The sequence below is a fragment of the Streptococcus mitis genome (assembly GCF_946188585.1).
In the GTDB taxonomy this organism is placed as follows: Bacteria; Bacillota; Bacilli; order Lactobacillales; family Streptococcaceae; genus Streptococcus; species Streptococcus mitis_DG.
Genome location: NZ_CAMHVI010000021.1, coordinates 1 through 341, shown reverse-complemented (window position 1 = coordinate 341; position 341 = coordinate 1). Strand labels below are relative to the sequence as shown.

Annotated in this window: 1 protein-coding gene; it reads right to left on the bottom strand. The window is 49.0% G+C overall.

The features are described 5' to 3' along the window. Nucleotides 1–341, bottom strand: a 341-nt coding sequence (locus tag N8M66_RS09285; protein ID WP_261047221.1) for a hypothetical protein, incomplete at both ends; no start/stop codon positions are given.

The following is a 341-nucleotide window of genomic DNA, read 5'->3' as shown; positions in this document are numbered from 1 at the left end:
AGCGCAAGTACATCAGCAAGTACATCGGCTTCAACAAGTGCAAGCACATCAGCAAGCACGTCAGCAAGTACATCAGCCTCAACAAGCGCAAGTACGTCAGCAAGTACATCAGCTTCAACAAGTGCAAGTACATCTGCAAGCACGTCAGCAAGTACATCAGCAAGCACGTCAGCTTCAACAAGCGCAAGCACATCGGCTAGCACGTCAGCAAGTACATCAGCTTCAACAAGCGCAAGTACATCAGCAAGTACATCGGCTTCAACAAGCGCAAGTACATCAGCAAGTACATCGGCTTCAACAAGTGCAAGCACATCAGCAAGCACGTCAGCAAGTACATCAGC